5 protein-coding genes are annotated in these 5,080 nt (G+C 46.3%); 4 read left to right on the forward strand and 1 reads right to left on the reverse strand.

Annotated elements, in window-relative coordinates; all coding sequences use genetic code 11:
* The 4 genes from ACTXGO_RS09415 to pncB all read left to right on the forward strand — a co-directional run.
* On the forward strand, window positions 1-260 hold a 260-nt coding region (locus ACTXGO_RS09415; RefSeq protein ID WP_443574200.1), incomplete at its 5' end, for an aldehyde dehydrogenase family protein.
* Between the two features lie 227 nt (window positions 261-487).
* Complete coding sequence (locus ACTXGO_RS09420) at window positions 488-2,467, forward strand: glycine betaine ABC transporter substrate-binding protein (RefSeq protein WP_435949079.1); 1,980 nt, start codon at window positions 488-490, stop codon at window positions 2,465-2,467.
* Window positions 2,468-2,499: 32 nt separating this feature from the next.
* Window positions 2,500-3,423 (forward strand): ATP-binding cassette domain-containing protein, encoded by a 924-nt coding sequence (locus ACTXGO_RS09425; protein WP_317198984.1) that lies wholly within the window; start codon window positions 2,500-2,502, stop codon window positions 3,421-3,423.
* A gap of 187 nt (window positions 3,424-3,610) precedes the next feature.
* On the forward strand, window positions 3,611-4,828 hold the full coding sequence (gene pncB, locus ACTXGO_RS09430; protein ID WP_317198983.1) for a nicotinate phosphoribosyltransferase: 1,218 nt from the start codon (window positions 3,611-3,613) through the stop codon (window positions 4,826-4,828).
* On the opposite strand, the gene xseB is transcribed toward pncB, so the two are convergent.
* Window positions 4,825-5,073, reverse strand: a complete 249-nt coding sequence (xseB, locus tag ACTXGO_RS09435; protein WP_317198982.1) for an exodeoxyribonuclease VII small subunit — start codon at window positions 5,071-5,073, stop codon at window positions 4,825-4,827. The genes pncB and xseB overlap by 4 nt on opposite strands.
* Window positions 5,074-5,080 lie beyond the last annotated feature (7 nt).

Consider the following 5,080-nt stretch of genomic DNA (forward strand, 5'->3'; position numbering starts at 1 on the left):
ATGATATCGACAGAGTGCGCTCAAATACGGTATCGGGCGGCTTATGCATCAACGAAGTTATCTTGCATGTGGTACAGCACGATTTGCCATTTGGCGGCGTTGGGCATTCAGGTACAGGCGCTTATCACGGCAAAGCAGGATTTGAGCGTTTAAGCCATATGAAGCCTGTGTTTGTGCAGACTAAGCTCAACGGCATGAATTTCTTGCTACCTCCTTATGGCGGCTTCTTTAAAAAAGCGATGGGTATGTTCTTAAAGTAAAGAGAATCTAAAAGATTAGAAATATAAAAGCGCTTATGGATATAGGCGCTTTTTTTTACAAAAAATAAAGTAGTACTTGTAAAGTTGATAAATAAGCGTTTGTTATCTTTATTCTAAATCGCTACACTTTAAATCAATACGTTAAAAGTAATAAAGCTCATCGCTAAGTCTTTTAGTATAAACAGTCATAGTTAGAACTCTAGTTAGACCCACAAATAGGATCGCTCATGCGCCAATGGATTGCACTCAGTGTATTATTGCTCAGCTCATTTTTCTGGTCGATTGTTGGCATGTCGACCGCCTCTGCTGCAACGAGCTCAGCGGCGTGTGATACACCCATTAAGTTTGGCGCGTTGACATGGGAGAGCGGTCAATTCACAGCAGGCGTGCTCAAATACATCACCGAAAGTGGCTATGGCTGCACGGTTGAAGAGGTGCCTGGCGCAGGTCCTGCGCTTGAGACCGCACTGTCACAAAACGATATTCAGATCATAAGCGAGCAGTGGGTAGGGCGCTCACCGATTATGGAGCAAGCCATCAATGACAATAAAGTGGCGGTCATTGGCGATACGCTAAAAGGCGGCGCAACCCAAGGCTGGTATGTTCCACAATATGTAATAGATGACAATCCAGGTTTACGCCGCTATGAAGATCTGCCCAAATACGCGGAGCTGTTTCGTGATCCACAGGATCCAAAACGTGCGCGATTTATGAATTGTCCTTCTGGCTGGGCATGTGAGATCTTTAATACGCGCCTGCTCAAAAACACAGGTTTAGATAGTGTCTTTAACAATGCACATCCAGGAACGGGTGCAGCGCTTGATGCTGAGATTGCCTCTGCTTTTGAGCAGCGTAAACCGCTGCTATTTTATTACTGGCAGCCAACAGGCTTGATCGCCAAATACGATTTTGCACCGATTGAGTTCCCTGAGCATGTTGATGAGTGCTGGCAAGACTTGTTAATCGCAAATGGCACCTCAGACTGCGTCTCAGGGTTTCCCGTATCACCACTCAAAATCGCCGCCTCAACGCCTTTTATTAACGATAATCCTGATCTGGTTGAGGCATACAAAAAAGTACAGTTCACCCCTGATCAGCTTAACGGCGCTATTTTAGCTATGAGTGAAAACAAGCGCAGTGGCGATGAGCAAGCCTTACTGTTTTTGCGTGAAAACCCTAGCGTCTGGCAAGAGTGGCTATCGGCTGACGCAGCAAGCAATTTGGCCACAGCTTTAGGTATAAACGCCTCGGGAGGTAGTGCGGGTGATACTGATGTAAACACGCCTCTTGATTCTGTTGAGCCTACAAATAGCTTATTGGCGTTATCATCAAGCTTCCCCTCATGGTCACTTGAGGACTCGCTTAACAAGGCATTGGCAACTGTCGTCAGAGAATACGGCGATGTGTTTCGTAGCATTAGTAGTGTGACATTAACTTATTTATTGTTGCCTATTGAGCGCGCTTTAACCTTTATACCGCCTTGGCTTATTATTGCAGCCGTTGCAGTATTGGCATGGTTTGGGGTACGTAAGATATGGTTTGCGCTCGCTTGCGGCGCTGGGCTGTTTTTGATCGGCGCTTTTGGACTATGGGGCGCTTTGGTCGATACTCTGGCGCTGCTGATCGTATCAGTACTGGTCACTATCGTTATAGGGATTCCCATTGGCATTGCGATGTCAGGGAGCCAGATACTACGCAAGATAATCACGCCGATACTCGATGTTATGCAGACGATGCCAAGCTTTGTTTACCTGATACCTGTGCTCATGCTGTTTGGCATTGGTAAAGTGCCCGCGCTGTTTGCAACGGTCATTTATGCTTTGCCGCCACTGATACGTTTAACAATGCTCGGTATCACTCAAGTCAATCACGAGATGATTGAGGCGGGGCGCTCATTTGGTAGTACTCATTGGCAATTGCTTATCTGGGTTAAGCTACCGCAAGCCTTGCCCAGCATCATGGCTGGGGTCAATCAGGCGGTCATGATGTCGCTTGCGATGGTGGTACTGGCCTCTATGATTGGCGCGCCAGGTCTAGGCGAGGATGTATTGCAGTCTATTCAAACGCTCAATATCGGGCAAGGTCTACAAGCAGGTACCGCGATTGTCATTATGGCGATTATCATTGACCGCATTACCCAAGCGTTCGGTCAAGGTAAGCGTGCGCGTCAAAAAACCATTGAAGCGGGTCGCCAGCACATAGGGTAGAGCGTCTTGAGCATTCACAATAGAGAATAATAATGAATCATATTCAACTAGAAAACATCAGCAAAATCTATAACGCTAGCCCTAGTCAAGCCAGATCGGCGCTAGCTCTACTAGCCGAGGGTATGGACAGCGTCGAGGTTAAAAAGCAGACAGGATATTCAGTAGGGCTTTATGATATCAACCTTGCGATTAAAGCAGGCGAGCTACACTGCATCATGGGGCTATCAGGTTCTGGTAAATCAACCTTAATACGCCATCTCAATCGTTTAATCGATCCGACCTCAGGTAAGATATGGGTAGATACATCAATTGATGCCAATACCACTTTGAATGAGATATCAAACGATAGGTTTGCCAAAAGCCTATCAGGCTCTGTAAGCGCAAATTCGCCAGCTACCATATCCGATGCTGCTATCAATATACTTGAATTGGACGACAAGGCACTACAGCACTATCGTCAGCAAACGGTCAGTATGGTGTTTCAGCACTTTGGTCTGATGCCGCATATGACGGTTATACAAAATGTGGCTTATGGTCTACGAGTGCGCAAGATGAGCACGAGCGAGCGTCATGATATCGCGCGTCACTGGCTGAATGAAGTTGGGTTGCCCAATCTTGAGAACAGCTATCCTGATGAACTATCTGGTGGTATGCAGCAGCGCGTTGGGCTGGCGCGAGCGCTGGCGATGGATACGCCTGTACTACTAATGGATGAGGCATTCTCGGCGCTTGATCCTCTGATTCGGGCGCAATTGCAAGATCAGTTATTAGAGCTACAAGCACGTCTTAATAGAACGATTGTGTTTATCACCCATGACATCGATGAGGCGGTTAAAGTGGGTCAACGCATTAGTATATTGAACGGCGGACGCTTGGTACAGACGGGCACGCCAAGTGAGCTACGCGCCAATCCCGCCGATGATTATGTCGCGCAGTTTATGAGTGCAAAGGCTTAATGCTTTACATAGCATTTTGAGAAAACAAAAAACGCTAGGCGGATGAGTACAGGCTTAGCGTTTTTTAGTTTAAGATATAAAGCCTTTAAAATCAGTTATACTTCCAAAATCATTAAGGGTTTGGCTCTAATAATTAACCTTACCATTATTTTATTTATCTCCTCTTTTATACTTATCAGGTTGTCCTATGAGTGCACCTTTTACGCCTATCATTACCTCCTTACTTGATAATGATTTGTACAAATTTACTATGCTCCAAGCCATGTTGCACCAGTTTCCGCAGACTCATGGCGTCTACCGCTTTCGCTGTCGTAATAATGCGGACACCGCCTATCCGCTAGCAACTATTAAGGAGGCTTTGGAGCAGCAGTTAGATAGTTTGTGCGAGTTGCGATTTTTGCAAGATGAGCTTGAATATCTACGCGGTCTGCGCTTTATCCGTTCAGATTTTGTCGATTATTTAGAGCTATTTCAGCTCAAGCGTCGATTTATCACCGTGAGCACTGACGAGAAAGGCCGCTTGCATATCGATATCGAAGGACCTATGATTCAGGCGATGTTCTTTGAGGTCTTTGTCTTAGCTATCGTCAATGAGCTGTATTTTGACGCGTTATCAGATACCGCCGTCATAGAAGAAGGGCAGCGCAGGCTTGATGCTAAGGTAGCTCTACTTCATCAGTATGTTACGCAGCAAACGGCAGGAGAGCCGCCTTTTATCATCGCCGACTTTGGTACTCGTAGACGCTTTAGTAAAGGCTGGCAGGCGCATGTGGTTGAGACTTTGCATAAGGCTGAGCCTAAAATCGTGGGCGGCACCTCCAACGTCTATCTCGCCAAAACTTTGGGAATGACCCCAATAGGCACGATGGCGCATGAGTTTATGCAAGCCTTTCAAGCCTTGGATGTGCGCCTGCGCGATTCACAAAAGGCAGCGCTTGAGGCATGGGTGCATGAATATCGCGGCGATTTAGGAATTGCGCTGACGGATGTCGTCGGCATGGATGCGTTCTTGCGCGATTTTGATCTGTACTTTGCTAAGTTGTTTGACGGATTGCGTCACGATAGCGGCGACCCTTATATCTGGGGCGACAAAGCCATTGCTCACTACCAAAAGCTTAAGATAGATCCCAAGACCAAGATTTTGACCTTTAGTGATGGTCTAGATATTCAAAAAGCTTGGGACTTACATCAGTATTTTAAAGATAGAATTAGGACCAGTTTTGGTATCGGTACCAACTTGACCAATGATATGGGTTTGACCCAAATCAATATTGTCCTAAAACTAGTCGAATGCAACGGACAGCCCGTAGCCAAGATATCAGACAGTCCTGGCAAAACTATGATCAATAATGATACTTATCTAGCATATTTGCGCCAAGTGTTTGAAGTTGATGAACTGGATTAACTTTCAGAGTCTACGCTGATAGAGTCCTCTTCAGCGAACGCGGCATCCAAGGCTTGTTGCACGGCATTGATACGCGTCTCGCACACACGGTAAGCGGCGATGGATTCTTCAACCGTCGTCATTAGATTGTCGATATCCGGCTCGTCTTGTTGCTGAAGCTGAGCGGCATTGGTTTTTAGGATATCATAAGCCGCCTTAAAGGTTTTTGGGGCGGCTTTTTTGCGTTTGCGAGCAGGGGTTGTCATAGCGTTT

This window comes from Psychrobacter sp. T6-1 (genome assembly GCF_052258445.1).

What these genes read in the sequence shown, in the direction of transcription:
- pncB (WP_317198983.1), top strand. Translation starts at nt 3,611, where the DNA reads ATGAGTGCACCTTTTACGCCTATCATTACCTCCTTACTTGATAATGAT.
- ACTXGO_RS09420 (WP_435949079.1), top strand. Translation starts at nt 488, where the DNA reads ATGCGCCAATGGATTGCACTCAGTGTATTATTGCTCAGCTCATTTTTC.
- ACTXGO_RS09425 (WP_317198984.1), top strand. Translation starts at nt 2,500, where the DNA reads ATGAATCATATTCAACTAGAAAACATCAGCAAAATCTATAACGCTAGC.
- xseB (WP_317198982.1), bottom strand. Translation starts at nt 5,073, where the DNA reads ATGACAACCCCTGCTCGCAAACGCAAAAAAGCCGCCCCAAAAACCTTT.